The 24767-nt window shown below is 63.3% G+C and carries 27 protein-coding genes; 20 read left to right on the top strand and 7 right to left on the bottom strand.

Annotated features, from left to right (window positions below; translation table 11 throughout):
* The first annotated feature begins 120 nt into the window (after positions 1-120).
* The 7 genes from AWB68_RS32685 to AWB68_RS52010 all read left to right on the top strand — a co-directional run bounded on the left by AWB68_RS32685 (position 121) and on the right by AWB68_RS52010 (position 3206).
* Positions 121-537 (top strand): hypothetical protein, encoded by a 417-nt coding sequence (locus AWB68_RS32685; RefSeq protein ID WP_087648439.1) that lies wholly within the window; start codon positions 121-123, stop codon positions 535-537.
* Between the two features lie 20 nt (positions 538-557).
* A complete protein-coding gene (locus tag AWB68_RS32680; protein WP_087648438.1) occupies positions 558-890 on the top strand; it encodes a hypothetical protein in 333 nt (110 codons plus the stop codon).
* A complete protein-coding gene (locus AWB68_RS32675) occupies positions 884-1339 on the top strand; it encodes a hypothetical protein (RefSeq protein ID WP_087648437.1) in 456 nt (151 codons plus the stop codon). Before AWB68_RS32680 ends, AWB68_RS32675 begins: the two co-directional genes overlap by 7 nt.
* A gap of 428 nt (positions 1340-1767) precedes the next feature.
* Entirely contained in the window at positions 1768-2112 is a 345-nt protein-coding gene (locus tag AWB68_RS47090; RefSeq protein WP_125483110.1) for a hypothetical protein, read from the top strand.
* 424 nt (positions 2113-2536) lie between these two features.
* Positions 2537-2863: a hypothetical protein gene (locus AWB68_RS32665; protein WP_087648435.1), complete on the top strand. Its 327-nt coding sequence runs from the start codon at positions 2537-2539 to the stop codon at positions 2861-2863.
* Between the two features lie 15 nt (positions 2864-2878).
* The gene (locus AWB68_RS50900) at positions 2879-3007 is read left to right on the top strand and encodes a hypothetical protein (protein WP_268810954.1); all 129 of its coding nucleotides are present in this window, start codon (positions 2879-2881) and stop codon (positions 3005-3007) included.
* Positions 2994-3206, top strand: a complete 213-nt coding sequence (locus tag AWB68_RS52010) for an excisionase family DNA-binding protein (RefSeq protein WP_510183577.1) — start codon at positions 2994-2996, stop codon at positions 3204-3206. Before AWB68_RS50900 ends, AWB68_RS52010 begins: the two co-directional genes overlap by 14 nt.
* 42 nt (positions 3207-3248) lie before the next feature.
* Here the strand turns inward: AWB68_RS52010 and AWB68_RS32660 are convergent, their stop codons facing one another.
* Positions 3249-3650 (bottom strand): hypothetical protein, encoded by a 402-nt coding sequence (locus AWB68_RS32660; protein ID WP_087648434.1) that lies wholly within the window; start codon positions 3648-3650, stop codon positions 3249-3251.
* Between the two features lie 159 nt (positions 3651-3809).
* Between AWB68_RS32660 and AWB68_RS48435 the strand changes: the two genes are divergently transcribed.
* Together AWB68_RS48435 and AWB68_RS32655 are read left to right on the top strand one after the other, a co-directional pair.
* Positions 3810-3983, top strand: a complete 174-nt coding sequence (locus AWB68_RS48435; RefSeq protein ID WP_160110107.1) for a hypothetical protein — start codon at positions 3810-3812, stop codon at positions 3981-3983.
* 107 nt (positions 3984-4090) lie between these two features.
* The gene (locus tag AWB68_RS32655) at positions 4091-4534 is read left to right on the top strand and encodes a hypothetical protein (protein ID WP_087648433.1); all 444 of its coding nucleotides are present in this window, start codon (positions 4091-4093) and stop codon (positions 4532-4534) included.
* Positions 4535-4740: 206 nt separating this feature from the next.
* Here AWB68_RS32655 and AWB68_RS32650 read toward each other — a convergent pair whose 3' ends face one another.
* Complete coding sequence (locus AWB68_RS32650) at positions 4741-5373, bottom strand: hypothetical protein (protein WP_087648432.1); 633 nt, start codon at positions 5371-5373, stop codon at positions 4741-4743.
* Positions 5374-6200: 827 nt separating this feature from the next.
* Here AWB68_RS32650 and AWB68_RS32645 point away from each other — a divergent pair.
* Together AWB68_RS32645 and AWB68_RS32640 are read left to right on the top strand one after the other, a co-directional pair.
* The gene (locus AWB68_RS32645) at positions 6201-6923 is read left to right on the top strand and encodes a haloacid dehalogenase type II (RefSeq protein WP_087648431.1); all 723 of its coding nucleotides are present in this window, start codon (positions 6201-6203) and stop codon (positions 6921-6923) included.
* Between the two features lie 89 nt (positions 6924-7012).
* A complete protein-coding gene (locus AWB68_RS32640) occupies positions 7013-7414 on the top strand; it encodes an FKBP-type peptidyl-prolyl cis-trans isomerase (protein WP_087648430.1) in 402 nt (133 codons plus the stop codon).
* 84 nt (positions 7415-7498) lie between these two features.
* Here AWB68_RS32640 and AWB68_RS32635 read toward each other — a convergent pair whose 3' ends face one another.
* From AWB68_RS32635 to AWB68_RS32625, 3 genes are all read right to left on the bottom strand, one after another.
* Positions 7499-8170 (bottom strand): glycine zipper 2TM domain-containing protein, encoded by a 672-nt coding sequence (locus tag AWB68_RS32635; protein WP_087648429.1) that lies wholly within the window; start codon positions 8168-8170, stop codon positions 7499-7501.
* Positions 8171-8296: 126 nt separating this feature from the next.
* Positions 8297-11665 (bottom strand): DEAD/DEAH box helicase, encoded by a 3369-nt coding sequence (locus AWB68_RS32630; protein WP_235028614.1) that lies wholly within the window; start codon positions 11663-11665, stop codon positions 8297-8299.
* A gap of 56 nt (positions 11666-11721) precedes the next feature.
* Positions 11722-12492 carry a TrmB family transcriptional regulator gene (locus AWB68_RS32625; protein ID WP_087648428.1) on the bottom strand — a complete coding sequence of 257 codons (771 nt, stop codon included), beginning with the start codon at positions 12490-12492 and terminating at the stop codon, positions 11722-11724.
* Positions 12493-12648: 156 nt separating this feature from the next.
* Between AWB68_RS32625 and AWB68_RS32620 the strand changes: the two genes are divergently transcribed.
* From AWB68_RS32620 to AWB68_RS32610, 3 genes are all read left to right on the top strand, one after another.
* Positions 12649-14268 carry an MFS transporter gene (locus AWB68_RS32620; RefSeq protein ID WP_087648427.1) on the top strand — a complete coding sequence of 540 codons (1620 nt, stop codon included), beginning with the start codon at positions 12649-12651 and terminating at the stop codon, positions 14266-14268.
* A 32-nt stretch (positions 14269-14300) separates the two neighbouring features.
* The gene (locus AWB68_RS32615; protein WP_087648426.1) at positions 14301-15299 is read left to right on the top strand and encodes a nitrilase-related carbon-nitrogen hydrolase; all 999 of its coding nucleotides are present in this window, start codon (positions 14301-14303) and stop codon (positions 15297-15299) included.
* Positions 15300-15373: 74 nt separating this feature from the next.
* Positions 15374-16234 carry an MBL fold metallo-hydrolase gene (locus tag AWB68_RS32610; protein WP_087648425.1) on the top strand — a complete coding sequence of 287 codons (861 nt, stop codon included), beginning with the start codon at positions 15374-15376 and terminating at the stop codon, positions 16232-16234.
* A 12-nt stretch (positions 16235-16246) separates the two neighbouring features.
* Here the strand turns inward: AWB68_RS32610 and AWB68_RS32605 are convergent, their stop codons facing one another.
* The gene (locus tag AWB68_RS32605; protein WP_087648424.1) at positions 16247-16957 is read right to left on the bottom strand and encodes a FadR/GntR family transcriptional regulator; all 711 of its coding nucleotides are present in this window, start codon (positions 16955-16957) and stop codon (positions 16247-16249) included.
* Positions 16958-17027: 70 nt separating this feature from the next.
* On the opposite strand from AWB68_RS32605, the gene dgoD reads away from it, so the two are divergent.
* Both dgoD and AWB68_RS32595 read left to right on the top strand, forming a co-directional pair.
* Positions 17028-18176 carry a galactonate dehydratase gene (gene dgoD / locus AWB68_RS32600; protein ID WP_087648423.1) on the top strand — a complete coding sequence of 383 codons (1149 nt, stop codon included), beginning with the start codon at positions 17028-17030 and terminating at the stop codon, positions 18174-18176.
* Between the two features lie 145 nt (positions 18177-18321).
* Positions 18322-18618 carry a hypothetical protein gene (locus tag AWB68_RS32595; RefSeq protein WP_087648422.1) on the top strand — a complete coding sequence of 99 codons (297 nt, stop codon included), beginning with the start codon at positions 18322-18324 and terminating at the stop codon, positions 18616-18618.
* A 145-nt stretch (positions 18619-18763) separates the two neighbouring features.
* Here the strand turns inward: AWB68_RS32595 and AWB68_RS32590 are convergent, their stop codons facing one another.
* On the bottom strand, positions 18764-19699 hold the full coding sequence (locus AWB68_RS32590; RefSeq protein WP_087648421.1) for a CopD family protein: 936 nt from the start codon (positions 19697-19699) through the stop codon (positions 18764-18766).
* A gap of 480 nt (positions 19700-20179) precedes the next feature.
* On the opposite strand from AWB68_RS32590, the gene AWB68_RS32585 reads away from it, so the two are divergent.
* From AWB68_RS32585 to AWB68_RS32570, 4 genes are all read left to right on the top strand, one after another.
* Positions 20180-20923 (top strand): c-type cytochrome, encoded by a 744-nt coding sequence (locus AWB68_RS32585; protein ID WP_087648420.1) that lies wholly within the window; start codon positions 20180-20182, stop codon positions 20921-20923.
* A gap of 21 nt (positions 20924-20944) precedes the next feature.
* Positions 20945-22240: a c-type cytochrome gene (locus tag AWB68_RS32580; protein WP_087648419.1), complete on the top strand. Its 1296-nt coding sequence runs from the start codon at positions 20945-20947 to the stop codon at positions 22238-22240.
* Between the two features lie 136 nt (positions 22241-22376).
* A complete protein-coding gene (gene trhA, locus AWB68_RS32575) occupies positions 22377-22997 on the top strand; it encodes a PAQR family membrane homeostasis protein TrhA (RefSeq protein WP_087648440.1) in 621 nt (206 codons plus the stop codon).
* Positions 22998-23249: 252 nt separating this feature from the next.
* Positions 23250-24752: a DEAD/DEAH box helicase gene (locus tag AWB68_RS32570; RefSeq protein ID WP_087648418.1), complete on the top strand. Its 1503-nt coding sequence runs from the start codon at positions 23250-23252 to the stop codon at positions 24750-24752.
* The last annotated feature ends 15 nt before the right edge of the window (positions 24753-24767 follow it).

The raw sequence follows: 24767 nt of genomic DNA, 5'->3' as shown, positions 1-24767 counted from the left end.
AAAGGGCGGTCACGATGAACCGGAATGGCCGGTCACGTTCGTCCGGAATCGTCGGTCACGATGCCCCGGAATACCCATCCATCCTTCATTTCGTCAACGCCAAAAAATGGAGACCATCTAATGAATGCAACCTGCCTGGACACAGAATCGGCCGGGGTACGGACCGTTCTTCACATGTCGCCAGCAGTAATGGCGGCAGCTGTGCTTTCAGCGCAAAAGAACAACATAAGTTTGCGCGAGTGGCTGGACCGCGCCGTTGCCAGCCTAATCGCCGACGACCATCCAGAGGGTGCGGCGCCCTGGTCTGTACAGTCCGCCGACCTCTTCGCCCAGGTGGCCAGTTGTTCACCGGAGGTACTTCGCGGCCGCTGGGCGCTGCTTTACGAGCACGTTCTGTTAGAGCGCGACCTATGGCAACACTCGGAGCCAACCCAAGCCGAAATCGAGGACGGTGCGTTGCCCGACGCCCCTTTCATCGTGCCCTCAAGGCTGAGAAAGGCATGGCCGCGACTGGTGGCGAGTGTATTCATCCTTTAACGCGAATTAGTAGGCAAGCCATGTATGACGCTTTTATGCGGGATGCCAGCGACCATTCGCTTACTGCGTCCTCACGCGTTCGCGCAGCTTTTGACGCTTTGTACACCGCATGTGTGCAACTCGTTGACCCCCAGGACATGTCCGCAGACAGCGGCGAGAAGTTCGCAGAGAGCCTTGTCGCACATGCGCTGGCGGCGATGAATCTACCCGGGGAGTACGCCGCGCTTGCGGGCAAGCTGTGCGATTGGGCGTTGCACACGGCGCCCCTGCCGCCATTGCCTATGTCACCAATCGAAGCCGTCGCGCTAGCAGAGCGTGTTCACGAAGCGGCACAGGAGAAAGGCGCATGCTAAGAGTGACAATTGAGTTGTGGCCGGGTGGCCGAGAGAGTGGTCGCCGTGTGCTCGCGACTGCAGACATTGCGCGCATAAAAAGTGGCGCCCATGCCGACTACGAAGTGGACCTGCACGAGGCATTGCTCGGGGACGTGGGCAACACTGCGACCGTGCGAGAATATCCACGGTGGTCGGCGAGCGTGTGGGACCTTGTGGGTAGATGCATCGCCGCTGCGCTCAACGGCAGCCGAGAAGAGCTGCCACTCCGTCCGCTACTACCAGAGGTGCCGGTGCACGATAGTGATGGCCTGCGGTATGTGCGCATGCGTGAGATACCTGAACCCGCGCGGACGTTCTTCCAAAAGAATATGGCGTACTCCACACGCCCGTTAATTGAAGACGACGCGCAACCGATGGACTGCGCGTACGCGTGGGACTGGTTGGATTTTTTGGCGGGGGCGCGGTGAAGATGCGTAGCTTTGACGGCCTTCTATCGCGAGTCGCGCCGGTGGCGCCGCCTTGCCGCGTGTCGGGGCGACCTTCTGTCAGCATGTGCTTTCTGTCGACGCTGGGGCATCTCTCGCCTAGAGCTAAGGCGCCAAGAGCTACGCGGGCACGTATTCAGTGTTGATGTTGCACCCAAACAGTATTACCCCATTGTACTGGTCGGCCTGCCTCCTGCGCAGCTGTCGCATCTGTCGAGGCTATGCAGGCAGCTAAAGCCGATGCCGGATGGCTACGGTGGGACCCGCCCGCTAGTCGGCGCGCATCGCTCGGCGAGATTTCCGCAATGCAGGCGCTGAGCCGGGCGCGAGGTATCACAATGCGCGCGAGTTTGCTAATGAGGAGCGTGCAGAGCACTTATATGCCTAACGACATACAGACGGACGTGTACGTGTATCTCGGTGACTGCAGCGGCGACAGCTTGCCGCTGGTCTGCGAAGGCGTGTCACTCGTTGTCAACGCGACGACTTGGCAGCGCGCACGGCTTGCACTACAGCACCCCACCCCTCGCGGCCCTTTTCCTGTCGGCGCCATCTTTACGATTTTTGTGCATGAAACGTCAACTTCCAACAGCCGCATTTTGTCGACGTTGCGGGTAGACGTCTTGTGCAAGTCTGGCTTTGCGCATGCAAGCGTGCTGAGCACGCAGCCGCGGCGCGACCTCGAGCCAGTGCCGTTCGTCGTTGGGGATGACGTCGTCACTATTGCCCGCAAAATCGTGGATATCCTCGCATGAGGCCGAACCTGCACACGGTAGTCGTCGATGTGCACGCGGGCGAGTACCTTAAGCACGACCAGCCACCGCTGCCACTCGTCTGCACTGGCTGCGCTCATTACCTCGGTCACGAGACAATATTTGAAGGCATAGCGCGAGCACTTCAGCACGTGTATCCGCCCGGGCCTTACCCTCGCGTCGGCCCTGCAATGACGATTTTTGTGATGTGCGACGGCGTGATGCGCAATCGCTATGACGTCATCATCACGCACCGCGGTGCATGCCCGAGCGTGGTCAGCCGCGATTTGCCGCGGTACGACCTCGCCCCTACGCCTGCTCCCAGCTGGTACGACTACGTGTCAACCGCTCGCGGTATTTTCTCGCCGGGCTGCCGCCTGACGATGCCGCGGCTTTGTCGCCGGCCTTCCATGCCAGAACGACGACCATGACTCAACAAGCTCCTGACGACTTTCCGTGGGACACGACGCCAGCTTCTCTCTCCGGCACACAGCCAAAGCTTGCCGGCCGAATGATTGACGGCAAGTTCGTCGTCGGATTGACCTCCGAAGAACGCTACGGAAGGTGGGCCATTTGCGAGGACCTGGCGCAGCAACTCATCGCCGTTGTGCACAAAGACGCAGCCAAGTTTCCCGAGCACTCACGCGATGAGACGCTGCAGCGTGTACGCCGAGGCACGCAAACAAAAGATTGGGTGTCGGTCGTGGAAATGGATTGGCTCATCCGCCGACTCCGCACCCTGCTCGACTGGTAGCGCAAGGAGGCCCGGATGCATCACATCGATTTGCTGCAAGTGTTGCGTGAAAACTGGCTGCTGCTCGCGTTACCTGTGTGTGCAGCGGCCATCGGACACGCAATCGGCCGTCTTGTCCGAGGTCGCGGGTATGACACTCCCTGAACTGGCACGCCGACTGAACGTTTCGCGGCCATATTTACTTAAACTTGTCGCGCGCGGCGATTTGCGAGCATCGAGAGGGCCGGACGGCAAGGTGCTTTTCGATGACGCGGAAGCGGATGCGTACATCGCCGCGACGGAGGAACGGCGAGCAGCAGCGATGCGGGAGTACATGAAGGTCTCGCAAAAACAGCGGCGGTAAGAGCCGCGCTCTATGACGCGGCTCTTGGCGACAGCCGGGACGTCAATCGCGGGGCAGATTGTCAGCGGCCCAGTATTCGTCTTGCTCGAGAAGCGCCTGTTCGGACGAGAAGAGTTGCCACAGCACGAAGTGTTCGTCTGCCTCGACGTCCCGATAGACGCGCATGAAGTCAGACACCGGCCCGAGGTAGCCGCTCGTGCGCGGGTCGTACTGGTTGCCTTGGTTGACGAGTTCCTGAACGGTTGCGCCTTCGACATACTCGAATTGGCTATTCTCCGACAAATTTTCTTTCACATAGGTGGGCAGCGTGAATTCGTGTTCGACAATCACGGGGGCCGAATCGAGGTCGAAGAGTTTGTGCTCCGCCGCCGAGCCCGGGCTAACGACGACACGGGCAGCGGCCGTACCTTCCAGCCAAAACTCTTGTTGTTTAAGTTCGCTCATTGCTTGTTCCTGTTTCACATATGCACGAAGAACCCGTGTTTACGGCAGCGCAATGCATCGCTTGAGACAAGATTAAAGAATTCGAAAGTGACGCCGTTAATCGGGGTGCCGGCAAAGGTGCCGCGACCCGGGAAACCCGATGGACACGAGGACTATCCGATGACACGAGAGAAATACCGATTGGACGACAAAGAGAAAGAGTCGTTGAAAGCCATGCTTGCAGCAGCAGAGGGCCTGGTCGATGAAGGCGACTTGCAGGATGTCGCGAAATTCCTTCACGACACCACAGCGCTCGTTCACGAGGCGCTTGAGCAAAAGAAGCGCGCCGCCTAGAACGCCCAGAGGAACTCGACGCAGCGGGCCCACGCAGCACGCGTGTCCGCTTTTTGAGTGCCAGCTGCCGCCACCCCGACCGGCGGCGGCGTTTTTTTAAGTTGAACATGCTTACGCTGACCTTTTACAAAAATACCCAAGGTGTCCACATCGGAGACCTTTACCGCGGCGAACGACGCCTGCTGGCCACGACTCATCCAGCCACCATCGCCGCAGCAATCTTCGCGATGGACGAATACGACCTCACGGTGAAAACTGCGTTGGGCTCGCTCGGTATCTCTTTCCCGGTCGAGACCGGCGACCTTGACCCACTCGGTGACATCATGGAAGACGAGGAGATGGGAGAGTTCATGAGCGGCTTCGCGACGTTCTCAAGTTTTGATTTCGCGAATCCGTCGCCGATTGACCCGTACGCCGAGATTCACTTTAGGACGGCGTTGCACCACCTTCCGAAAGAGCTTGTCAAGGTCTCTGCCTCCGAGCCTGCTCCGAAGAGCTTCAAGAAGGATTTGCGGGAGCGAAACAAGTACATCTACTTCCCTTGGGAGTGAAAGATAGCCTCTGACTGGTCGAAGAGTCGCGCATCAGGTGCCGCTCTTTTCACATCTGACAATCGCCGGTTCCCGGCCGATTTGATGTTGGGCGCTGTCTTGCGAGGCGTTCCTTTCGGTCGCTCCAAAAACATTGGGCTCGCATCAGCGAGCCCAAATCAATGTTTGTCCATCCCCTGGTGAGTATGTCCAGGCAAGCCTTTTCCTTAGTGAACTGCCTTGCTGGTGGCGGCACCTCCGAGGTGTACGTGGGCCGTAAGTGCTTCATCGGGCAACACGAACGACACGCACACAGCAGTCGGGCGCTTGGTGCCCGGAGCACCAGAGAAAGCGCCGGCAGTCCTCGCTGTGTCGAGCATCCGCCGACCGCCCGACATCACGTCCGCGACACGGATGTCGCTGGCGCGCTGAGTGAACCGAAGCACCTCCGAAACCTGGGACCACGGGAGTTGCTGACGAATCAGAACAGCCGCATCCTCGTCCTGCCGCCCCAGCGACAACTGGACCGGTTCGTCCTGCAACGATTCAAGCAACTGAATGACCGACGGCTCAAAAAGCGGCAGAAGGAAGCGATGTTCGAAGGTGCCAATCTGTTGAGCAAATAACCCATAGTTGCCAGATGAACCTCCGCGGAACACGGTCATTTGCATCGCGCAGTCACCTTGCTTGCCGACGAGAGCGTCGAACATTTCTCGTAGCACATCCCCGCACAGGTACCAGCCGCCGACGACCTTTCTCACCGCGGGGCGGTCCACCAGGCTTTCCTCCACTTCCTCTGGTCGCATGACGCGACCGCTACTGACTAACACATCCCCGATAATGAGCGGTTCAAAAAACATGTCCTTTGTCCTCACGTGTGCGCGGTATTGCGCGCTACGTGTAGTGACAAGGAATTCGCTTCCCTCTGACATCGAAGCGAACTGTCAGACTGTCCGCAACCGATGTGCTCCGGCTCCAACCGAACTGCGCGGCACGTGTAAACCCCCGACCGGCGCGTCTACTCGACGTTGAATGCTACCGCCGCTGCACCCTCCGTTTGCGTGGCTCTTCACCACGCCGTCATTTGCGGCAATGCTCGACCACGGCACACTGATGCCCCCTTGACTGCTACAGTGAGCTGCCCCGATACTACTGCTACAGCCTGGCCAGACCATGGTGGAATAAGGGTTTGCGGCGGATATTGTCGGAATCCCTGATTCGCCACCAGTATCAAAAGAAAGCCGCTGTTCCGAAAGGACAGCGGCTTTTTTGCTTTCCAAGGTCTCGCGCCACGATCTCACCGCCACATCGATTTGCCACAGTCACCAAAGAAAAAGCCGGCGCAAGGCCGGCTTTCAATCTTGTAGTTATAAGGGGCTAAGGCCTCGCGGCCACGGCGCCTGGCTAGACTGTCGGCAAAGATTCGCGCCGCATCACGCTGCGCTTTGCCGACACCTCAACCCGCTGCCACCCTCTTTCTTTTTGGTCTTCACGCCCAACTTCCCTCGTGCGCAGACGCAGTATTGCCGAACTGGGCCGCGCCAAGTGTGCGGCGGCTAACGTTCAGACAAAAGTCGTCAGCACCGGCCTCAACGCGCCTGTTCCTTTACGCTTGGCGAGCCATACAGCACCCTCCCGCGCTAAAGCTAAACTCGCCTCATCACGCCGACAACCCAAGGTGGACGACATGACCGACGCCCCGAAAATAAAAGCGCTTCTCTTCGACGTATTCGGTACCGTAGTCGATTGGCGAAGCGGCGTCGCACGCGACGTGAAGGCGTTCCTCAGCCGTCACGCCTTATCGATCGATGCGTTGGAGTTCGCCGATGCCTGGCGCCGCGAATATGTCCCCGCGATGGAGGAAATTCGCAGCGGGCGCCGGCCGTTCGTGCGGCTCGACGTGCTGCATCGCGAGAACCTCGTCAAGGTACTCTCCAGCCATGGGATCACGTCAGTTCCGCCGGAGGAAGTCGACGAGTTGAATCTCACCTGGCATCAGCTCGATCCGTGGCCTGATTCCGTCGAGGGCCTTGCGCGGCTCAAGCGCCGCTTCATGATTGCGCCGCTCTCGAACGGCAACATCCGGCTGATGCTGGACATGGCGAAGCGCGCTGGGCTCCCCTGGGACGCGATTCTTGGCGCGGAAGTCGTGCGTGCGTACAAGCCGTCGCCGTCGGCGTACACCGACACCGTCGATATCCTCGGGCTCGATCGCGCCGAAGTCTGCATGGTCGCGGCGCACAACGGCGACCTGGCCGCGGCACGCGGCTGCGGGCTCAAGACGGCCTTCATCGTGAGACCGACCGAACACGGTCCGGCTCAGACAAGCGACCTCCGCGCCGAGCAAGCCTGGGATTTCCTCGCAACCGACTTGAACGACCTCGCCACGCAGTTGGGTTGCGCGAATTGACGCCGCCTGTCGGAACCTCGACGGCGCAATCCGCCGATCACGCGCCACAGTCTAATATGTCGAACTCACACACCAACAAGGAAATCCGCATGAAATCTGCTATTGCGCTGCTTGCTGCGTCCGTCATCGCATCGACGGCGTTCGCCGCGACGGGCACGACCGAAAAGCTGCCGTCGGGGGTCGTCGTCGAGCACATCACGCAGGGCACGGGCCCGCAACCGACCGCCGATGACGTCGTGCGCGTCAACTACCGCGGCACGCTCGCGAACGGCACCGAATTCGACAGTTCGGACAAGCACGGCGGCCCCGCGACATTTCCTCTCGGTCGCGTGATTCCATGCTGGACGCAGGGCGTGCAGAAGATGAAGGTAGGCGGGAAAGCGAAGCTCACGTGTCCGGCCGCGACGGCTTATGGCGAACGAGGCGTCGGCGTCATTCCGCCGAACAGCGACCTGACCTTCGAAGTCGAGTTGCTTGGCATTGGCAAGTAATTCCGGCGTCGGTATTGCTGGCAAAGCCGTGGCGTCGTTGATTGTGCTCGACGGCGCCGCCCGGCTCAGCCCTCAAGACGCGACCTACGACGCAACCAGCGATTCACCCGACACGCGCACGCGCTGCCCCACCTGGACGCCCGGGTCGGCCTGATACGTGAAATTCCGGTAGCTGCCGTCCGTCATTCGAACCTGCACCTGATAGGTCGTCGCCTTGTGCACGGCATGCTCGATCGAATTGCCGGCGAGGCCACCACCCAACGCACCGACGATCGTGGCAGCGGTCCGCCCGCGCCCGTTGCCGATTTGCGTGCCTGCAAGACCGCCAACGACGGCGCCGCCTATCGCACCGAGGCCGGTGGTCGGCTGCGCGCTCTGCACAGCGTTGACGGCGACGACCTGCCCGGCGTTCGGGTCGGCTGCCGGGGCTGTCGGCGGCGTCAGCGATGCTTCGCCGGGGACGTAGCCCGGTGCGTCGACGGCGCGATGATGCGGGCGCGGCGCGGGCTGCGGGACGGATACGACTCGCGCCGGCTGCTGCGCGGTTTCGTTGCGTGCGCTCGACGGCGTCGTGGTCTGTGTGTCGACCAGCGGCGAGGCGGTCGCCGCCGAGGAGACGGCCTTGGATGCCGGAAGCAGGCCGGTCATCGCGGCGACGCCCGTGCCGCACGCGACGATAAGTGCCACAGCGGCTGCCGCGACGAGCGGATGGATACGGCTGGAGGTCGTTGCGGATACGTTCGGTGAAGCGCTCATGTCGGCAATCTCCCAATGGATGCTGAGCGATATAACGCTGCTGCCGACACGACCGTGCACCTGCAAGTTATGACAGTTGTAAGCAAATGTCGGCTGCGGCTCGGCAAGTCGCCCGCGAAATAGCCACTACGCGACGTCCAGTCTGTCGAGCCATGCCTCGGCGGTGGTCCTGTCAAGCAGCGGCAACGCGGCATCGAAGTGCGGCAGCCCGCCCCACAACCCGGCATCGCCGATGACATAGATACGATGCTGCGCCCGCGTCAGCGCGACGTTGAGCAGGTTCGGTTTCGACGCTGCCCACACAGCCGCGCCGCGACCGTCGCGATCCGCGCCGAGCACGAAGACGACGATCTTTTCCTCCTTGCCCTGAAACGTATGGACCGTGCCCACGCGATCCGCGCACCATTTCGACCAAGCTTTCCTCGATGGCCCTCGTCCGCCCGTCATGGCCTGCCAGTCGATCTCCAGCAAGCGGCGCCGCAGTTCGTCCTTGACCGCCTTGAACGGTGAAATCACATAGAGCGGAGGCAGGCTGCGATCCTTCGCATAGGCCTTCGCGACCAGTTCGACCACCAGCTCGATCTGACGAGGCACCGCTTGCTTGCGCTCGGTCTTGCCGCGCACATCGACCCAGGCGCTCTTGCCGAAGCCGGGCGCGACGTCGGGCGGGTCGCGCGTATCCAGACCGAACACCATCTTTCCCTGATACGCGATGCGGTTGGCAATCGAGAACATCGGATCGGCGCACCGCCGATGCACGCGCAATGGACTGCCGATCCATAGCGGCCGTTCGGCGTCGACGGATACCAGCGTGCCATAGGGATTCGCGTCGTCGGCCAGGCGCTGCACCGAGGTACGCGCCGGCGAATAGTCACCGCTCGCGGTATGCGGCGAGGACTGCGCGAGCGCGTCGATCAGGCGCGTTGGCACGGTGAACACCGGCTCGATCTGCAACGGGTCACCGACGACCATCGCACGCTTCGCACGCCACAAGGCGCCGACGGCGGCTTGCGGAACCGCCTGTCCCGCTTCATCGATGAACAGCCAGCCGATCGATCCCGGACCCATATGGCGAAACTGCCGCGCGAAAGAAGCAAATGTCGTCGAGACCACCGGGACGATCATGAACAGGCTTTGCCAGATGAGCGGCACATGCGCGGGATTGTCCGGCCACTTGCCGTTCAGCAATTTGCTGATCGCCAGCAGATTGGCGCCGAAGCCGGAACCGCCGCCCTTGCGCGCGACCTCGGCGAGCCACGCCTGATGCAGCATCAATCCCGCTGCGAAGAGTTGCGAACGCAAGCGGGCGAACCCTTCGTCCTGCCACATGCCGCGCATCTGGACGTCGTCTGTCTCCAATGCGTCGAGCGATGCCGGCAACGGCGTATCGGCAAAGCGCTCCTGAAACTGCGAGAGCGTCGCGCGCTTGCGAGTCCACGTCGCACGCATTTCATCCAGCACGGTGCGCGCACGATCGAGTTCCGCGCGGCTCTGGCGCAAGTGGCCTTCGCGCTCCTTCGCGTGCTTTCGCCGATCAGACAGTCCACCGCGAATCTCACGCTGCGCCTGGGCGTTCGCCACCACATCGGCCGCGTGCCGCCGAGCGGTGCCCGTGCGAAACAGCCTGGCGAGAACACCCGGCGCGCTGCGGTCGATCAGGCGTTCGTCCTCCTGCAATTCGGTCAAACGGGCCTCTTGCTCGCGCAAGTCATCGTCGGCGATCCGGCTTGAGGCCGCCGCATCGCGCACGCCCGCCTCGGCCGCTTCGACGTTCGACTGCGCCCGCCGCGTGAATTCGCTTTCGGTCGTGGCGGACAGTTCCGCATGCAGGTCCGCATAGCGCGCTCGTTCTTCGATTGCCGCGCGGACCGCGTCATCCAGCTTCAGGAACGCACGCTTTGCATTATCGAAGTTAACACCTTTGTATCGGGCCACCCAGTCGCGGATGTGGCAGGGAGCGGCCGAATCGTCGCGCAAATGCTCCGGCAATTCGCCGAAGTAAAACCGTTCCGCAAAACGCCGACGGTTCTGCGCACGGCCAAGCACGCAGGAAATGAGTCCCCACGGAACATCGCCGGGTTCGAGCTTCGCGAACTTGCCCTCGTCTGTCTGCGCCGCGATCTTGTGCGCGACGGGCTGCAGGTAGGACATGTCGCGCCATGCTTGTCCGAGTTGCTTGCGCTTCGGCAGATCGTTCGAAATGTTTTCGACCGCCGCATTGTTCGACGATGCGACTACCATTTCGAATCCTGTCAGTTCCGGCAACAGCGCGCGGATCTTCACCGTCTCTTTCATGCCGGGAAATTGCACTTCCGTGACAGCGCTCGCGAGCGCATCGGCGGCTTTCGGCAGCGCCGCGAGCAGCCGGGCGCGCCGCACCACGTTCTCGCAGATCACATCGCGCAGCAACGTCGTCTTGCCCGTGCCGGGCGGTCCGTTGACCGAAAACAGTCCGTCTTGCTCGAGCGCGCCGAGCGCCGCGTTGATCGCGAACTGCTGCATCAGGCTCATCTTGCGCGACGCATCCTCGAGCCAATGTCCTGCGTTGAACCGGCGCGGATGCAAAGCGTCGACGATCGCCTGACGGCCACGCGGGGTGTACAGGTCGACGCGCTGTGCGTCGTCCAGCGGAGTCAGATAGGCGCGCAGCGTGACGGGTATCTCGCCGTTACGCACGCTCGTCATGCAACGCTCGATGTCCTCGATATAGAAGCTGTTGAGGATATCGATGGCGGGCGTTTGCTCATCGTCGGTCTCGTCATCGTCGATGTCTTCCGCTGCGTCGGCAGACTCCCGCGTGGACGCGTCGATCGCGCCGACGTCCTTCGTGTTATTTTTCGCTCGCGTCGTCAGCACCTGCATCAGCGCAACGGGCGGGTCGCCGGTCGGCTCGTAGCCGCACCAATCCATAAACAATCGTCGCAGATCGAGCAGTTGATCCCTGCTCAATGGCAACGGCGAATTGCCGTCATCATCGCTGACTCGCTCGCGCAGACGGGCCGACTGGAAATTCTGCAGCCTCTCCCCAAGACGTTCGCGCGCTTCGGCGAACGCATCGGCGCTAAGCACAGCCAGTCCGTGCCGCGTGGCCTGCCCCAGCGCCCACGGCGCGGTAGAGACGCTGACCGTTTCGAAGATCGGTTCGCCATGAGCATTCAAACTGACCGATGCCATGCATGACCGCCCATCCAGTTCCGTTCGCTCCGCTTCATCGAATGCGTCGGCGTCGGCCATCATGGGTAAGGTCTGTGCAAACTTCTCGATCGCCTCCATCTCGAACACGCCGAGATACAGCTTGAACCCGCTGAGCACTCTGTCCTGTGGAACGGATAACTGCCACAACGAGGAAGGGTCGGCCGGCAGCTCCCTTTCGAAAAGCCACTTCGTAGACCATTCGTCCCGCGTGCCGAGCACCTGATTCAAGTCGAAAGGGATGAAGAATTCGACCTTATGCCAGTAGTCCAAAATATCGAGAAGCCGCGCGGAATCGCTCATTGGTCGGATTTGCTCAGAAGTTCGCCAGACGAGAGGGATCATAGCCCACCAGCGCGTCAGGACGTGGGCGTTTCCGGGGCGCGTCCCGCCGCCATCCACAGCCCTTCGAACATCGCCGTCTGAAACGCGGCGAACTCCTCGCTCTGCACACAAAGCGCGAAGTGCTCCCGCCGCGACGACACATACGCGACCTTGTCGTCATAGATATACGACGTCATGCCGAAGTCGAGCGACGCGGGCGCATAGCGCAACTGTCGCCGATGCGCCTGCGACTCGGGCCAGATCGCGTCCGTCTCGCGGCTCACCGAGCGGATCACGCGCAGACTCAGGCCCGCCTTGATTCGCGCGGCGACGTACTTGTTCATCACGTCGACGCCCGGCGTTTCCAGCAGTTCGGCCATCGCCAGGACGCCCCGCAATTCACCGCTCTTGCAGGTGAGCGTGTCGTAGAGCACTTCCTTGATGCCCTCGACGCCCTCGAAATAGCGAACGCGCGGCTTGCTGCCCGCGCGGTGATGCAGGAGGCGCAACTGCGGCACGAGGTCGGCGGCGAGGCGCCGGTGCTCCTCGATTCGCCGCAGGATCACGAACGGGTCCTGCGCCTGTACGAACACCTTCGCGCCGCGCTGGATGCGCGAGATGAGTCCGTCCGCGGTCAGCCGCTCGACGACTTCATACGCGTTCGTCCGCCCGATGCCCGCCTGATGCGACACCGCCGCGATGGGCGCTTCGCCCAGTTCGAGCGCGGCGAGATAGAACCGCGCGCGATTGCCGTCGATGCCGATCTGGGCCAGCGCCTGTTCGAGTGCCTGATTCAGGGACGCCATCGTTTCTCCGTCGTTTTGTCCGGTCACATAATACAAAATATTTCTTCAAAATCAATCGACTGGAAACGTTTTGTGCAAATTGTCGGGTATCCGTTGACCCTCGATTGCGGTCTCCTGAATGATGCGTGGACCACACCACACACGGAGACAGTCGGCATGGACATCGATACGACGCGCGCCGCCCGGCCGCGTGAAGGCATTTCGGCGGAGGATCGCAAGGTCATCCTGGCCTCGTCGCTCGGAACGATTTTCGAGTGGTACGACTTCTATCTGTACGGCTCGCTGGCCGTCACGATTTCGCGGCAGTTCTTCGCGGGCGTCGACGAAACCACGGGCTTCGTGTTCGCGCTGCTCGCGTTCGCGGCGGGCTTCATCGTCCGGCCGTTCGGCGCGGTGTTCTTCGGCCGCCTCGGCGACATGATCGGGCGCAAGTACACGTTCCTCGCCACGATGCTGCTGATGGGCCTCTCGACGCTTGCGGTCGGCGTGTTGCCGAACTACGCGTCGATCGGCATCGCGGCGCCGATCCTGCTCGTCACCGCGCGCCTGCTGCAAGGGCTCGCGCTCGGCGGGGAGTACGGCGGCGCGGCGGTCTACGTCGCGGAACACGCGCCGGCGTCGCAGCGCGGCTACTACACGAGCTGGATCCAGACGACCGCGACCGTCGGCCTGCTGCTGTCGCTCGGCGTGATTCTCGCCTGCCGTTCGCTCATGGGCGAGGCCTTCGAAACCTGGGGCTGGCGCATTCCGTTCTGGGTGTCGATCGGCATGCTGGCGGTATCGATGTGGATTCGCCTGTCGATGCACGAGTCGCCCGCGTTCGCGCGCATGAAGGCCGAAGGCAAGCTCTCGAAGGCGCCGCTGCGCGAAGTGTTCTGCGAGCGCAGGAATCTCGCGAAGCTCGCGGTCGCGCTGTTCGGCATGATCGCCGGGATGACGGTCGTCTGGTACACGGGCCAGTTCTACGTGCTCTATTTCATGACGCAGTCGCTGCGCCTCGACCCGGCCATCGCGAACCTGCTGCTCGGCGGCGCGCTCCTGATCGGCAGTCCGCTGTTCATCGTGTTCGGCGCGCTCTCCGACCGGATCGGACGCAAGCCGGTGATGCTCGCAGGCATGCTGGTCGCAGCGCTCACGATCATGCCGCTCTTCAAGGCGCTCACGCATTCGATCAACCCCGCGATCGAAACCGCGACGAAGGCGTATCCGGTCACCGTGATCGTCGATCCGACCCGTTGCCACCTTCAGTTCGACCCGCTCGGCCAGCGCAAGAACACGAGCGATTGCGACCGCATCAAGGCGTATCTCGCGAAGGCCGGCGTGTCGTACACGAACGTGCCGGTCGCGGCGGACCAGGCGGAAGGCGTGACGATCGGCGAGACGCACATCGACGGTTTCGACGCCGCGCGCATCAAGGCGGCACTCGATGCGGCACGGTATCCGTCGCACGCCGATACCGCGCAAATCGACTATCCGATGGCGCTCCTGCTGCTCACGCTCTTGATCGGCCTCGTGACGATGGTCTACAGCCCGCTCGCCGCCGCGCTCGTCGAACTGTTTCCGACGCGCATCCGCTACACGGCGTTGTCGGTGCCGTATCACGTGGGGGTCGGCTGGATCGGCGGACTGCTGCCGACGATCTCCTTCAGCCTCGTGACCGCCACGGGCGACATGTACTTCGGCCTCTGGTATCCGGTGCTGATCGCGGCATTCGGCTTCGTCGTCGGGCTGATCTTCGTGCGCGAGACCAAGGGCCGCGACATCGACGACGCATGACATCCGACCCTACACCTTTGAGGAACAGAACGATGACTCAGACAACTCCCGCCGAACGCGTGCGCGTGGCCGTCGTGCAGGCGGCGCCGGTTGCATTCGATCTCGATGCGACGCTCGCCAAGGTCCGCCATTTCGCGCACGAAGCCGCCGCGAACGGTGCGCAACTGGCGCTCTTTCCCGAAGCGTTCGTCTCGGCGTATCCGCGCGGCATGGATTTTTTCACGGTCGTCGGCGCGCGCGGCAAGGAAGGGCGCGAGTGGTACCGGCGTTACTGGGCATCGTCGATCGACGTTCCCGGGCCCGCGACGCAAACGCTCGGCGACATCGCGCGCGAGCACGCGCTGCATCTCGTGATCGGCGTGATCGAGCGCGAAGGCGGCACGCTGTATTGCACGGCGCTCGTGTTCGCACCCGATGGCGCGCTTGCGGCCAAGCATCGCAAGCTGATGCCGACGGGCGCTGAACGGCTCGTCTGGGGTTTCGGCGACGGCTCGACGATTCCGGTCGTCGATACGCCGCTCGGCAGAGTCGGCACCGCGATCTGCTGGGAGAACTACATGCCGCTCTATCGCACGGCGCTCTATGGCAAGGGCGTCGAGATCTACTGCGCGCCGACCGCCGATCCGCGCGACGGCTGGCTCGCGAGCATGCAGCACATCGCGCTCGAAGGACGCTGCTTCGTGCTGTCGTGCAACCAGTTCGCGCGGCGCAGCGATTATCCCGCCGACTACCCGGCGTTTCGCGACATGGCGGAGTCGGAAGTGGTGTGCCGGGGCGGCAGTTGCATCGTGAGCCCAATGGGCGAATTCCTGGCCGCGCCAGCGTTCGATGGCGAGCAGGTGCTCGTCGCCGATCTCGATATGGGCGACATCGTGCGCGCGAAGTTCGACTTCGATCCGGTCGGGCACTATGCGCGGCCGGACGTGCTGAGGATGACGGTCGATGAACGCGAAAAGCGCGCGGTGACGTGGCTGGGGAATGAGCGAGGTGATGTGCCCGAGGGCGGCGATACGGAGGTCGCGCACGCTTAGTCAACTCACTCAACCGACTTGGGCGCGGGCATACTGTCGAAAGCACAACCGATCTGTTACGCGGGAGAAAAACCGTGCGCCCGACCGTCCAGCCTTTCTTCGACCTCAATACCGGCACGATGACTTACGTCGTGTACGAGAAGCCCGGTTCGCCCTGCGCAATCGTCGATTCGGTGCTCGATTACGACCCGAAGGCCGCCCGCACGTCGACGTGCTCCGCCGATGCCGTCAAGGCGTTCGTCCGCGAAGAGGCGCTGGAGGCCGTGTGGATTCTGGAGACGCACGCGCACGCCGATCATCTGTCGGCGGCGCCCTATCTGAAGCGCGAGTTGGGCGGGAAGATCGCAATCGGCGAATCGATTCGCACGGTGCAGGGCGTGTTCAAGAAGATCTTCGATCTCGAACCGGAATTTCAGCTCGACGGTTCCCAGTTCGATCACCTCTTCAGCGATGGCGAGCAGTTCCGGATCGGCGCACTCGAGGCAACGGCGATGTACGTGCCGGGCCACACGCCAGCCGACATGGCGTACCGGATCGGCGATGCGGTATTCATCGGCGACACCTTGTTCCTGCCGGACGTCGGCACGGCGCGCTGCGATTTCCCCGGCGGCAACGCGCGCACGCTGTTCCGGTCGATCCAGCGCCTGCTCACGCTGCCCGCCGATACGCGTCTCTTCGTCTGCCACGACTACCCGCCCGACTCGCGCGACCCGCAATGGGAGACGACGGTCGGCGCGCAACGGCTGCACAACATCCACGTGGGCGCGGGCAAGACGGAGGACGAATTCGTCGCGATGCGCGAAGCGCGCGACGCCACACTCGGCATGCCGACGCTGATCCTCCCGGCGATCCAGGTGAACATCCGCGCCGGACAGTTCCCCGACGCGGCCGGCAACGGCACCACTTATCTGAAGATTCCGCTCAACGCGCTATGACGGCGCGCGCGATCAACTCTCGATCCGCTCGCGCGTGACGCCCAGCAGATGGGCCATCGCGCGCCGTGCGCCGCTCTGGTCACGCGCGACGATCGCATCGAACACGGCCGTGTGTTCCGCCATCGACGCGTTGAACACCTCGGCGCGCTTCGCGTTGAGCCGCAATTGCCCTTCGAGCGTGCGCTCGATCAGCGTGCCGAGCGGAATCAGCAATTCATTGCTGCACGCGGCCAGCACGCCGAGATGGAACCGCAGGTCGGCGCGCACCCATTCGTCGACGTTCTGCGCTTCCGCCATCGACCGATGCGCGTCGGCGAGCATCGCGAGCGTCGCGGCCTGATGGTTCGCAGCGGCGAGCGCGGCTGCGTACGGCTCGATCATCTCGCGCATTTCCTGGAGCTTGAGCGCGAACTCCAGCGGCGGCGCGACGCGTGCATACCATTCGAGGACATCGGCATCGAGCATGTTCCACGCGCTGCGCATGCGCACGCGCGTGCCGACCTTCGGCCGCGATCCGACCAGCCCCTTCGACGTGAGCGTGCGCAGCGCTTCGCGCAGCACCGTGCGGCTGACGCCGAAACGCTCCATCAGTTCGGCTTCGCGCGGCAGTGTCGATTCGGGCGGGAAATCGCCGCGCAGGATCCCGGTGCCGAGTTCATACGCGACGCGCCCGTGCAGGTCGTGATGGATGGCGGTCTCCTTTTGCCAAAATGTTCGGCTCAAATAATACTATTAATACGACCACAACGAGATTATTTGATAGCATGTCGGTTCCTGTCAGGAGACGCTACCCATGAAAATCACCAAACTCGAAACCTTCATCGTCCCGCCGCGCTGGTGCTTCCTCAAGATCGAAACCGACGAAGGCATCGTCGGCTGGGGCGAGCCGGTCGTCGAAGGGCGCGCGCATACGGTGGCGGCGGCCGTCGACGAACTGTCGGACTATCTGGTCGGCCGCGATCCGCTCCTGATCGAAGATCACTGGCAAGTCATGTATCGCTCGGGCTTCTATCGCGGCGGGCCGATCGGCATGAGCGCGATCGCGGGCGTGGATCAGGCGCTGTGGGATATCAAGGGCAAGCATCATGGCGTGCCGGTCCATGCGCTGCTCGGCGGCCAGGTGCGCGACAGGATCAAGGTGTATTCGTGGATCGGCGGCGACCGTCCGAGCGATGTCGCCAATAACGCGCGCGCGGTGGTCGAACGCGGCTTCAAGGCCGTGAAGATGAACGGCTCGGAAGAATTGCAGATCATCGACACCTTCGACCGCGTGCAGAGCGTGATCGACAACGTGCGCGCCGTGCGCGAGGCCGTGGGGCCGAACGTGGGCATCGGCGTGGACTTTCATGGCCGCGTGCACAAGCCGATGGCGAAGGTGCTCGCGAAGGAACTCGATCCGTTCAAGCTGATGTTCATCGAGGAACCGGTCCTGTCGGAGAACGTCGAAGCGTTGCGCGACATCGTCAACCAGACGAGCACGCCGATCGCGCTCGGTGAGCGCCTCTACTCGCGCTGGGATTTCAAGCACATCCTCGCCGGCGGCTACGTCGACATCATCCAGCCGGACGCGTCGCATGCGGGCGGGATTACGGAATGCCGCAAGATCGCGTCGATGGCGGAAGCCTACGACGTCGCGCTCGCGCTGCATTGCCCGCTCGGGCCGATCGCGCTCGCGGCCTGCCTGCAGCTCGACGCCGTCAGCTACAACGCGTTCATCCAGGAACAGAGCCTGGGCATCCATTACAACAAGGGCAACGATCTGCTCGACTACATCCGCAATCCGGAAGTCTTCAAGTACGACGACGGCATGGTGGCGATTCCGCAAGGACCGGGGCTTGGCATCGAGGTGAACGAGGAGAAGGTGCGCGAGATGGCGAAGATCGGCCATCGCTGGCGCAACCCGGTGTGGCGTCACGCGGATGGCAGCGTCGCGGAGTGGTGAACGGCTTCATCGGGCGGTGGCGGCCTTCCGTGCGCGGCCGCCGGGGCCGGTCCAGGTCTGGGTCTGGGTCTGGGTCTTGTCGTACATATCGGCCGGAAACCTGCGATTATGCTGGCATGACTTGCAAACGCCCCGAGAGACGAGCATGTTCCACGCCTTCCCTGATGAGTATGTCCGAGCCCAATTGGCCGTCGGCGCGCTGGTGCTGTTCGGCGTCTCGCGCGTGATCGGCGCGGCGGTGGGCGTGCAGCGCGGCTGGCGTATATCGACGCTCACGCGCTGCTTCATCGGCGCGGCGGTCGTGTTCTGTCTGCCGCAGCTCGTCGACTGGGTCGCCTACGCGTCGCACGGCGCGCTCGTCGAACTGCAAGGCAAGGCGGCCGGCTGCGCGGTTGCGCTCTTTTGCGCGCCGATCGTCAGCCACAAGCTGGGCTACGAATAGCGATCCAGCGAACGAACGATCGCGCGTGCGCAAGCCACAAGTCGAAGCGGCAACTCAGGTCCGAACGTACCTGGAGAACCACCGCTTCTGAACACGGCGCTGCCTGCGGAACAGAAGCGCGCCGCCCGCATCAACCGGCACCCCGCTACCCCGCGAACGCAAAGCCCGGCACGCTGTGCGACAGCACGGAAGCCGCGACGAACACGCCGATCATCAGCACCGCCTCGACGCGCATCACGCCGGTCACGGTGTGCGCATCGACCGTCGATGCCGTGCGCTTCAGGCGCGGCAAGGCCGACCAGCGGTTCAGCGCGCCGAAGATCAATGCCGTGCCGACGAGCACGGCCTTCACGATCAGCACCTGTCCCCAGACGCTCTCCTGCAGCACGCCCGCCGCGCCGCCGAGCCCGCGAAACGCGTTGAACGCACCCGTCGCGATGACGAGCACCACCGCGACGACGGCCACCGTCGACATGCGCCCCGTGATGCGAATCAGGAACGCGCGCGCGAGCGACGTGCCGAGCGCCGGCAGCACCGCAAGCGCTCCCGTGATGACGACGCCGCCCCAGACGCCCGTCGCCAGCAGGTGCACGGTCTGGATGATCTCGGCGACGGAGAACGCGCCGGCATCGGCGGCATGACCGACCGACGCCTTGCCCGCCGCCGCGACGATCGCGCCAAGCGCGGCCAGCGTGAGGCGCCCGGCGCCGAACGGCGCACCCGACGCCGTCGCGAGGACGAGCAGCAGGCTGCCGGCCAGCGCGATCGCCCAGCCGATGCCGGCGTGCGTCTGGGTGAGGACCGTCCACACCGATGACCCCGCCTCCATGACCGGCACGCCGCTCATCGACGCCGCCTGCAGCCAGAGCGACACGAGGTTCGCGAGCGCCAGCAATAGCGCGCCGCCGATGCCGACGCGCCGCGCGCGTGCCCAGCCGAAGCGGGCCGGAGAGATGGTCGCGAATGCCTTCTCCTTTGACAGCCATCCAAGCATCAGAACGGCGCCGAGCGTGCCGGCAAAGGCGATGTCCGCGAGCGCGGCGAGCGCGACCTGCGCGAACCAGAGCGGGTCGTGGCTCATGAGCGCTCCCCGGCCGGCGTGCGAGCGTGGGAAACATGGGGAGCGTGGGAGTCGGGCGAATGTGTCACGTACGTCATGGAAGGATGATGCAAGGGACCCAGGGACGATAGGGAACGTTTAAGTACGGTGGAACGGCGTGCGAAGTCTAGTCGAACGGACGCTCCGCATGCACGTATTGAAACGCCTTGATACTTTTGTCGAGCGCGTGCATGACGGCCGCGAGTCGAGCGTTTGTCGACGCAATGCGAGCATGAAGCGCGCAACAAGTTCATTGAACAGGTCAATCCAGCGACGCGAAATCGCGTGACAAATTGTCGCGGAAACGCCGCAACGCCCGCCTGGAAAGGCCAAGCCCAAATAGTCATCATCAGGCATCGATGATAGAATGCCGCTCGCATCAGAGGCTCGTCGAGCCTTTTGTGGTAGTAGCTCGCCACCTTCGCACCGAGCCGAACGAAGCTCGGCAGGTCCCCGAATTTCATGGAGTGTCGCGTGTCTCCAAGACGCAATTTCCGTCCGCTGCTCGCCTCGTTGCTCGGCCTGGCACTGATTGGCAGCGCTGGCGCTTTCAGTGCCGCGCAGGCGCAAACCCAGCCGCTCGCCCCGGACACGATGGCGGCGCGCGTGCAAGGCTGCACGGCATGCCACGGCGTGCATGGTGAAGGCACCGACAACGACTATTTCCCGCGTCTCGCCGGCAAACCCGCCGACTATCTGTACAACCAGTTGCAGAACTTCCGCGAAGGGCGCCGCAAGTACCCGCCGATGAACTACCTCGTCACGTATCTCTCCGACGACTACCTTCATCAGATCGCGACGTACTTCTCGCAGCAACGCCCGCCGTATCCGACGCCGGCGAAGAGCAACGTGTCGCCGTCCACGCTTGCGCGCGGCCAGCAAATCGTGCTGAACGGCGATGCATCGAAACAGATTCCCGCGTGCGCGGCCTGTCACGGCAAGACGCTGACCGGCATGCAGCCGGCCATCCCGGGTCTCGTCGGGCTGCATTCGGACTACATCAGCGCGCAGGTCGGCGCCTGGCGTTCGGGCACGCGGCACGCCATCGCGCCTGATTGCATGCAGCAGATCGCCTCCCGCCTGACCGACGACGACGTCACCGCCGTCGCCGCATGGCTCTCGACGCAAACCGCACCTGCCAACCCGGTGCCCGCGCCCGCTGGCTCGTTGAAGACGCCGCTCAAGTGCGGCAGCGAACCGCAATAAGGCGTGAGGAGCGACAACAAAATGAAACGCAAGTCCCTGTTCGCACTCTCGGCTGTCGTCGTGGCAGCCGTCGCAGCCGGTGCCGTCCTCTGGTCGGGCGGCGACAACCTCCATTCGGGCGGCGCGGTCGCCGCGACGCCGGCCGACAAGGTCGCGCTCGTGAAGCAGGGCGAGTATCTCGCCCGCGCCGGCGACTGTATCGCCTGCCACACGGTGCGCGGCGGCAAGGAATTCGCGGGCGGCCTGCCGATGGCCACGCCGTTCGGCACGATGTTCACGCCGAACATCACGCCCGACGACAAGTTCGGCATCGGCAAGTGGACGTCGGACGACTTCTACCGCGCGATGCACACGGGCCGTTCGAAGGACGGCAGCCTGCTGTATCCGGGCTTCCCGTTCACGAGCTACACGAAGGTCACGCGCACCGACTCGGACGCGATCTACGCGTACCTGCGCTCGGTCGCGCCGGTCTCGGTCGCGAGCCGTCCGCATGAACTGCGCTTCCCGTTCAACAACCGCAACCTGCTGATCGGCTGGCGCACGCTGTTCTTCACCGAAGGCGAATACAAGGCGGACCCGACCAAGTCCGTCGAATGGAACCGCGGCGCGTATCTCGTCGAAGGCCTGGGCCACTGCGGCATGTGCCACACGTCGATCAATGCGATGGGCGGCCCGGTCAGCTCGGCGGCCTTCGCCGGCGGCCTGATCCCGCTGCAGAACTGGTATGCGCCGTCGCTCACGTCGAACAAGGAAGCCGGCCTCGGCGACTGGGACATCAAGGACATCAACGACCTGCTGAAGACCGGCGTGTCGCAGCGCGGCGCGGTGTTCGGTCCGATGGCGGAAGTGGTCCACAACAGTCTGCAGTACATGAACGACGCGGACATCAACGCGATGTCGACGTATCTCAAGTCGATCCCGCAGAAGAAGGAAGCGCCGGAAACGCTGCAACTCGAGACGTCGGAGAAATTCGGCACCGAACTGCTGCAGATGGGCAAGAAGGTCTACACGGAAAATTGCGCGAAGTGTCACGCGGAGAACGGTCTCGGCAAGCCGCCGGCCTACCCGCCGCTCGCCAACAACCCGTCGATCCAGATGCAGTCGGCCGTCAACCCGATCCGCATGACGTTGAATGGCGGCTATCCGCCGAGCACCGAAGGCAATCCGATGCCGCACGGCATGCCGCCGTTCGCGCAGGCGCTGTCGGATACGGAAGTGGCTTCCGTCGTGACGTACATCCGTATGTCGTGGGGCAACCACGGCACGCCGGTGTCGCCGCAGCAGGTCAGCAATCTGCGTTCTGCCCCGCTCGACTGACGTTCTTCGCTAAAAGCGTACAATAGACGCTGGGGCGCAGCCTTTGAAGTCAAGGCCGCGCCCCTTGTCTTTTATACGTAATGGAATGTGCGGCTTGCGCGCAAGGCTTCATGCGAGCGCCGCGCGGGGAAGCGAAATGCATTTTGGTGAGCGTTTCAACAGCATCAGTCACCTGGTCGGCACGGTGCTGTCGGTGGCGGGACTGGCGGCGCTCGTTACGATGGCCTCCTTCGAAGGCGATCCGTACAAGGTCGTGAGTTTCGCCGTGTATGGCGCGATGCTGTTCGCGCTATACGCCATTTCCACGCTGTATCACTGGGCGCGCAATCCGCGGGTCAAGGCGGTACTGCAAAAATGCGATCATTCGGCAATCTACTTGCTGATCGCAGGCAGCTACACCCCGTTCACGCTCGTCACCTTGCGTGGTCCGTGGGGCTGGTCGCTGTTCGGCGTAAGCTGGGGGCTCGCGCTCTTCGGCATCGTGCAGGAACTCACGCTCGGGCGCCGAACCCGCAGCGTTTCGATGGTGCTTTACGTGTTGATGGGCTGGCTCGCGCTCGTAGCCGTCCGTCCGCTCGTTTCGGCGCTGCCGCCCGCAGGCACTGCGTGGCTGGTGGCGGGCGGCGTGATCTATAGCGCCGGTATCTACTTTTTCATCAACGACGAGCGCATCCGGCACGGCCACGGCATCTGGCACCTGTTCGTGCTGGCAGGCAGCTTGTGTCAATTTGTCAGCGTGGCCCGCTACGTCGCTTGAGACGTTCAACCCCGGGCCACGCCTGACGCGCGAAACGCATCAAGGCGTTTCGGATGCAACTTAACGCCAGTCGACGTGTCTTGATAGCGCGTCGATCTTCGCGGCATCTTTCCAGACGCCCGGTGAATGCACCGGACGCCATGCCGCCCGATTACTTCGATCGTCGTACGCGCGCTGATTCCAGCGCAACGGTCCGCATTTGTGGCCCGAAAGCGTCAGCGCCGGTCGTCATACCGAATTTGCAAACAATCTATGTCTTTCGATTCCCTCGGACTTTCCGAACCCCTGCTGCGCGCCGTCAATGAACTCGGCTACACCAGCCCCACGCCGATTCAACTCCAGGCCATTCCGGCCGTCCTGAATGGCGGCGACCTGCTCGCCGGCGCGCAAACCGGCACCGGCAAGACCGCCGGCTTCACTCTGCCGATTCTGCAGCGCCTGTCGCAAATGGCACCGCCCGCCGCCGGTGCGAAGCGCCACGTGCGCGCGCTGATCCTCACGCCGACGCGCGAACTCGCCGCGCAGGTCGAGGAAAGCGTGCGCGCCTACGGCAAGTACATGAAACTGAAGTCGACCGTGATGTTCGGCGGCGTCGGCATCAATCCGCAGATCGACGCGTTGAAGCGCGGTGTCGATATCGTCGTGGCAACGCCCGGCCGTCTGCTCGATCACATGCAGCAAAAGACCATCGACGTGTCGCATCTCGAGATTCTCGTGCTCGACGAAGCCGACCGCATGCTCGACATGGGTTTCATCCACGACATCAAGCGCGTCCTCGCGAAGCTGCCGCCGAAGCGCCAGAACCTGCTCTTCTCGGCCACCTTCTCCGACGAAATCAAGACGCTCGCCGACAACCTGCTCGATTCGCCGGCGCTGATCGAAGTCGCCCGCCGCAATACGACGGCCGAGCGCATCGAACAGAAGATCCACCCGGTCGATCGCGACAAGAAGCGCGAACTGCTCACGCATCTGATCAAGCAGCACAACTGGTTTCAGGTGCTCGTCTTCACGCGCACGAAGCACGGCGCGAACCGCCTTGCCGAGCAACTCGGCAAGGACGGCATCAGCGCGCTCGCGATTCACGGCAACAAGAGCCAGTCGGCACGCACGCGCGCGCTCGCGGAGTTCAAGAGCGAGACGTTGCAGGTGCTGGTCGCCACCGATATCGCGGCACGCGGCATCGATATCGATCAACTGCCGCACGTCGTGAACTACGACTTGCCGAATGTGCCGGAAGACTATGTGCACCGGATCGGCCGTACCGGCCGCGCTGGGGCGACGGGCGAAGCGGTGTCGCTGGTTTGCGTCGACGAGCATCAGTTGCTGAAGGACATCGAGCGGCTCATCAAGCGTCCGATTCCGCAGGAAATCATCGTGGGCTTCGAACCGGACCCGAGCGCGAAGCCGGAACCGATCCAGCGACGCAGCCAGGGTGGCGGCGGCGGTCAGCGTTCGCCGCGTCAGGGTGCGCCGCGCCGCGAAGGCGCCGGTTCGAACGGTGCGAAGCCGGCGGGCGGGAACGGCGGCGGCAATGGCAATGGCTCGCGTGACTCGCGCTCGCAAAAGCCGATGGCGGCGAAGCCGAACGGCAATCCGAACGCGCCTCGCAAGGCCGACGCGCCGCGTCCCGCGCATTCGAATGGTCAGCGCAATGCGCCGTCGAACGCCGGGGCGTTGCTCGGCGGCAAACCCCGCGGCGACGGCGCAGGCGCTGGCCGGCGCGACACGCCGCGCTCGGGCCAACGCCACCGCTAAGACGTAGTACGGCGG

The sequence above is a fragment of the Caballeronia choica genome, assembly GCF_001544535.1.
Classification (GTDB): domain Bacteria; phylum Pseudomonadota; class Gammaproteobacteria; order Burkholderiales; family Burkholderiaceae; genus Caballeronia; species Caballeronia choica.
This window is presented reverse-complemented; position numbering and strand designations above follow the sequence as displayed.

Coding starts and splice junctions, on each gene's coding strand:
- AWB68_RS32685 (WP_087648439.1), top strand. CDS start 121: ATGAATGCAACCTGCCTGGACACAGAATCGGCCGGGGTACGGACCGTT.
- AWB68_RS32680 (WP_087648438.1), top strand. CDS start 558: ATGTATGACGCTTTTATGCGGGATGCCAGCGACCATTCGCTTACTGCG.
- AWB68_RS32675 (WP_087648437.1), top strand. CDS start 884: ATGCTAAGAGTGACAATTGAGTTGTGGCCGGGTGGCCGAGAGAGTGGT.
- AWB68_RS32665 (WP_087648435.1), top strand. CDS start 2,537: ATGACTCAACAAGCTCCTGACGACTTTCCGTGGGACACGACGCCAGCT.
- AWB68_RS50900 (WP_268810954.1), top strand. CDS start 2,879: ATGCATCACATCGATTTGCTGCAAGTGTTGCGTGAAAACTGGCTGCTG.
- AWB68_RS52010 (WP_510183577.1), top strand. CDS start 2,994: ATGACACTCCCTGAACTGGCACGCCGACTGAACGTTTCGCGGCCATAT.
- AWB68_RS32660 (WP_087648434.1), bottom strand. CDS start 3,650: ATGAGCGAACTTAAACAACAAGAGTTTTGGCTGGAAGGTACGGCCGCT.
- AWB68_RS48435 (WP_160110107.1), top strand. CDS start 3,810: ATGACACGAGAGAAATACCGATTGGACGACAAAGAGAAAGAGTCGTTG.
- AWB68_RS32655 (WP_087648433.1), top strand. CDS start 4,091: ATGCTTACGCTGACCTTTTACAAAAATACCCAAGGTGTCCACATCGGA.
- AWB68_RS32650 (WP_087648432.1), bottom strand. CDS start 5,373: ATGTTTTTTGAACCGCTCATTATCGGGGATGTGTTAGTCAGTAGCGGT.
- AWB68_RS32645 (WP_087648431.1), top strand. CDS start 6,201: ATGACCGACGCCCCGAAAATAAAAGCGCTTCTCTTCGACGTATTCGGT.
- AWB68_RS32640 (WP_087648430.1), top strand. CDS start 7,013: ATGAAATCTGCTATTGCGCTGCTTGCTGCGTCCGTCATCGCATCGACG.
- AWB68_RS32635 (WP_087648429.1), bottom strand. CDS start 8,170: ATGAGCGCTTCACCGAACGTATCCGCAACGACCTCCAGCCGTATCCAT.
- AWB68_RS32630 (WP_235028614.1), bottom strand. CDS start 11,665: ATGAGCGATTCCGCGCGGCTTCTCGATATTTTGGACTACTGGCATAAG.
- AWB68_RS32625 (WP_087648428.1), bottom strand. CDS start 12,492: ATGGCGTCCCTGAATCAGGCACTCGAACAGGCGCTGGCCCAGATCGGC.
- AWB68_RS32620 (WP_087648427.1), top strand. CDS start 12,649: ATGGACATCGATACGACGCGCGCCGCCCGGCCGCGTGAAGGCATTTCG.
- AWB68_RS32615 (WP_087648426.1), top strand. CDS start 14,301: ATGACTCAGACAACTCCCGCCGAACGCGTGCGCGTGGCCGTCGTGCAG.
- dgoD (WP_087648423.1), top strand. CDS start 17,028: ATGAAAATCACCAAACTCGAAACCTTCATCGTCCCGCCGCGCTGGTGC.
- AWB68_RS32595 (WP_087648422.1), top strand. CDS start 18,322: ATGTTCCACGCCTTCCCTGATGAGTATGTCCGAGCCCAATTGGCCGTC.
- AWB68_RS32590 (WP_087648421.1), bottom strand. CDS start 19,699: ATGAGCCACGACCCGCTCTGGTTCGCGCAGGTCGCGCTCGCCGCGCTC.
- AWB68_RS32585 (WP_087648420.1), top strand. CDS start 20,180: ATGGAGTGTCGCGTGTCTCCAAGACGCAATTTCCGTCCGCTGCTCGCC.
- AWB68_RS32580 (WP_087648419.1), top strand. CDS start 20,945: ATGAAACGCAAGTCCCTGTTCGCACTCTCGGCTGTCGTCGTGGCAGCC.
- trhA (WP_087648440.1), top strand. CDS start 22,377: ATGCATTTTGGTGAGCGTTTCAACAGCATCAGTCACCTGGTCGGCACG.
- AWB68_RS32570 (WP_087648418.1), top strand. CDS start 23,250: ATGTCTTTCGATTCCCTCGGACTTTCCGAACCCCTGCTGCGCGCCGTC.